The sequence below is a fragment of the bacterium genome (genome assembly GCA_030652805.1).
In the GTDB taxonomy this organism is placed as follows: domain Bacteria; phylum JAHJDO01; class JAHJDO01; order JAHJDO01; family JAHJDO01; genus JAHJDO01.
This window is the reverse complement of the sequence record JAUSPT010000011.1, coordinates 1-4,008: the sequence shown is the minus strand read 5'-3', so window position 1 is coordinate 4,008 and position 4,008 is coordinate 1. Positions and strand designations below refer to the sequence as shown.

Annotated in this window: 6 protein-coding genes; all 6 read right to left on the bottom strand. The window is 40.8% G+C overall.

Annotation, left to right across the window (positions count from 1 at the left end; translation table 11 throughout):
- Nucleotides 1-189: 189 nt before the first annotated feature.
- Complete coding sequence (locus Q7J67_00630; GenBank protein MDO9463801.1) at nucleotides 190-495, bottom strand: hypothetical protein; 306 nt, start codon at nucleotides 493-495, stop codon at nucleotides 190-192.
- A 12-nt stretch (nucleotides 496-507) separates the two neighbouring features.
- Nucleotides 508-672, bottom strand: coding sequence for a hypothetical protein (locus Q7J67_00625; GenBank protein ID MDO9463800.1), 165 nt, complete (start codon nucleotides 670-672; stop codon nucleotides 508-510).
- Between the two features lie 328 nt (nucleotides 673-1,000).
- A complete protein-coding gene (locus tag Q7J67_00620; GenBank protein ID MDO9463799.1) occupies nucleotides 1,001-1,378 on the bottom strand; it encodes a hypothetical protein in 378 nt (125 codons plus the stop codon).
- A 70-nt stretch (nucleotides 1,379-1,448) separates the two neighbouring features.
- Complete coding sequence (locus Q7J67_00615; GenBank protein ID MDO9463798.1) at nucleotides 1,449-2,111, bottom strand: class I SAM-dependent methyltransferase; 663 nt, start codon at nucleotides 2,109-2,111, stop codon at nucleotides 1,449-1,451.
- A 17-nt stretch (nucleotides 2,112-2,128) separates the two neighbouring features.
- Nucleotides 2,129-2,605 carry a methyltransferase domain-containing protein gene (locus Q7J67_00610; GenBank protein MDO9463797.1) on the bottom strand — a complete coding sequence of 159 codons (477 nt, stop codon included), beginning with the start codon at nucleotides 2,603-2,605 and terminating at the stop codon, nucleotides 2,129-2,131.
- A gap of 20 nt (nucleotides 2,606-2,625) precedes the next feature.
- On the bottom strand, nucleotides 2,626-3,771 hold the full coding sequence (locus tag Q7J67_00605; GenBank protein ID MDO9463796.1) for a glycosyltransferase family 9 protein: 1,146 nt from the start codon (nucleotides 3,769-3,771) through the stop codon (nucleotides 2,626-2,628).
- Nucleotides 3,772-4,008 lie beyond the last annotated feature (237 nt).

Below are 4,008 nucleotides of genomic sequence, written 5' to 3'. Positions count from 1 at the left end.
TATATCTTGGTTGATACAGACATCCCCCCAGTTTAAATTACAAGCCTCTCCGTTCCTGAGGCCTCCATGGAGCAAAAAAAGCATAATGCACTGGTCCCGAATTTGAGTTTTTTCTAATCCTGTCATAAAAACTGCATATTGATTTTCAGTCAAAGATCGATTCATTAAATTTTCATCCTCCTTTTCTAATTAAAACAGTTGCAGTTGGTTTGCATTTAATCTTTTATTGCGGCTTTTTCTTCTATTTGCCGCATCGTGCCGATTATGGCAACGCTGACATAAGGCTGCTAAGTTAAAAAAATTGCAAATTTCAGGTCTATGATCATAAATATGAGCTGTTGTTAAAATTACACGGCTACCTGTAATCGGATGAGGTTTATAATTTTCTGCCCCGCACCACTCACATTTATTTTTTGCTCTATAGAATCTTATAAACCGGCTTCGCAATATCCAGTCTTTTGGATAACGTTTCTTATTTTCAGATCTTATCGGCATTGATTGCCTCGCTTATTTTTTCTTCACGGAAAAAACAGGACCTCGTTCCAGGGTTATTTTTAACGACTCACCACATGTTGGACAAACAAATTCAAAATCAACCGGGAAGCCCTCAACCCACTCCAGTAAAATTTCTTCTTTTATTTCGTCATTGCAAAACGGACAAAAACCAGCCATGAACAGCACCCCCTTTCGTATAGCGACATATTTACAAAAACAGCTATCAGTAAGACGACATAATGTCAAGCGATATTATTTTACACCTTACAGATTATGACGTTTTTCTTAAACTTGGAATATGACGTTTTAATTATATTGCTGCAGAGGATCCTGATCAGGATAATTTGACGCACTACATGCAAAAAGCGACATCTTTATGATCAGTGAATTTTTAGACCCTCACGCTGATCAGCGCGAGGATGACCTAAAATTGACATAAAAAAAAACTTCCACCCGGGGGAAAGGGTAGAAGTTTTCTTGTGCCTGATCGCTGGTGAGCAGATTTTTAACCGTGGATGGTCTTGGATGTCTTAGGAGCGACCAGCGGAATCACCGGAGCTATACCTTGTAACACATATTGCATTACAAAATAATTGAACCCGCTTATTGGCGGATAAACCTCACGAGCTGCAATATTCCATTGGTCTTTGTAACTTTCTGCACCCAGCGGCGGGCTGACCGGCATTACTGCTGTTAATCCCTGCCAGGCGGTAACTGCGGCTGCCATTATGGCGCGCTGCGCTTGCTGTGCGACTGTGTTTGCGTTGGTCGGGATGAAATATCCTCTGATGTAATTCCTTCCCTTCCAGATCGAAGCCGTGAGGGTTTTAAATATGGTACCCGAGGCGTCGACCGACATAAAAGGACCGGAAACTTTAGCCATCTAAATCACCTCCTTTATACAAGATGTTGTATGTAAACTATATTTTAACACAATATGCAAGGTTTTTTTATTATCGAAATTTTTCAAATACAAAAAAACGCCAATCCTGTAACGGAAACCCCGGATAATTTTTTGTGTCTCGTAGTTTTTCCGTTAGCATATATTCGGGGTTCCATTTGTTTCTGGTACTATCCAGGGATTCTAACCACACTGGCCAGGGCTGAATATTGACATGCGATTCTTCCGGCATGTCTCTGTCTTTATCCGGCTTTACGTCGACCTCTATGTAAATTAAACCCTTTGGTTTTGTTATTTTAATCAGATTATCTATAACTATTTTTATGTTGTTTTGTGGGATGTGTTCCAGCGTTGATGTTGTGATAACAATATCAAAACTGTTTTCCGGTACCTCTTCGAGATCCTCTAAGCTTGTTTGGAAAAAGTTTTCTGGAAAGTAACTACGAACTATACCAGCGCAATAGTCGCTGACATCGCAACCATAAACATCAGCGCCAAGCTCTTTAAAGCCGACCATAAAGTGACCAAGCCCGCAACCGGCGTCAAATAGTTTTTTTCCTTTTACCGGTATTACTGAATCAAACCACGCGCAAGCCTGCCGGTGCCAGTCGCCGCCGATCGCCGCCGTCATGTTTGTATATCCGGATTTGTTTCCAGGTGTGTTCCAGTAATCGTAATCGTAATATTCTTTTATTTTCTCATATTCAAAACTCATTGATTTACCTCATCTATTTAGATTTTTAGAAGCTCGATTTTCATTTCTTCAATAGCAGAAATCATCCCCTTTGCAAGGAAAGGATCACTGAGCCAGGCTATGTTTTCTATAAACTCAACAGATATTTTTTTAAACCGGCAACCCGAGTTAATATGGGGCGAAAGGTCAAACCATTCACACCAATGATTAAAGGTAAGGTGATTAAAATAGCGGACATGCGTAGGATCGCCGCAACCCCAGTTACCCTGGAACCAGGGAACGCGAACATGTAAAAGGCCTGCGGGGTGAAGAATCCTATGGCATTCGTTTATCAGCGGTATAAAATTATAGATGTGTTCAAATATATGGGAGGCGTTTATTTCAGAACAGCTATTATCAGGAAGAGGAAGAGGCTCTTCAAGGTCGTGGTAAATATCTGCCTTGAAAGTGCGGTGTTTGTCGAGGTTTGCCCAACCCTCCATATATGTAAGGCTACAACCGAGATTTAATTTCATGTTGGTTTTACCCCCTTTTCTTATTCCTTGATTAGTTTTTTGAGTTTTCTGTTTAGTTCTTTTTTATTAAAATGTTGCATACAGTCCTTTTGTTGACACTCATATTGATTGCACCCCGCACAGTTATTTGTCGATGTAACTGCCCCCACGCCAGAATCGTTGCCAAGGATATTTATACAGTCTGTTGGACCCCAGAGCGATACTGTTGGTAGCCCTAAATGTTGCGCAATGTGTAAAATAGCTGAGTCAATACATACGCACCCGTCACATAGTGATATTGCAGCGAAAACCTCCGGCCAGTTCAGCTTCCCCTGTAGACTTATTATTTGCTCGTGTTTAACTGTTTCTTCGCCCGCTCCTCCAATATGTAAAAAATATAAATCTTGATCTTCCAAGAGTGAAGAAAGCATGTCGGGGACCCCGGCCGGCGGTATCCCTTTTGTGTTGCAATTCCCTGACATTGTATGCAGCGCTATTATGGTTTTGTATTCTTTACCGATGTTTTCCTGGATAATTCCTCTGGCGTTTGCCTGGTCGTTTTTCGGTATTTTTATTTTGCTTCTTTCGGCTGTTTTATCAAGACCTGCTATTAAAGAATATACTCCGATTTTGCCGCCTGCGCCATAATCTCCACACATTTTGTTAATCTTTGAAAACTCAATGGTTGGTTTTGTATTGTGACCAACAGTGGCTGATGTACCAGAGGCTGCCATTTCAAAACCATCCATTAAGTTCAGTGCCGCTTTTCTCGAACCATCCATTTCGACTAAGAGTTTTTTCTCCGGATATTTTTTTTTACAAGCAATCACAACATCGGCCTGGTCTATATAGTCGCCCAACCCTCCCTCGAATACCATGCAAATCTCTTTATAGTGTTGGAATATATATTCCGCTTCTTTTTGTGATAATAGCAAAACCCCGTCTTTCCCGTCTTGTGATATTAATCGCGGCGCTCTTGTGTTACTACCTAATTTAACTTTCCAGTTTTCTTTCATTAAAGGGAAGTAACCAGGTACGTAAAAAAACTTTATTCCTCTTGACTCCGGTAAACCAAGCAAGCTGTTTAATGATTTTCGGCTTTTTATATACTGGTTTGGTAAAATTTCTCTGATGTCGCCTGTGTCTTCATAATAAACCACCGTTTGAAATTGGTCCCCTATTCCCATAATTTTTCTTAGCTCCTTCTTTTGTTTCCGGTTGTTCCCTGATATTTTGTTATTTTTCTCAAAAAAACGACGCACACAGTTGCCCTGTAATCGACGTTCCCCTGTCGGTTGATGTGTTCACGTGCCTTTATAGTGTGACGCTTAGATAATATTGAAACCCTGTTCGGCCTGCCGGAGCGTTATCCCTGTAATATTGTTTTTCTTCCTCCGATAATAACCGCCAATCGTCACAAGCCT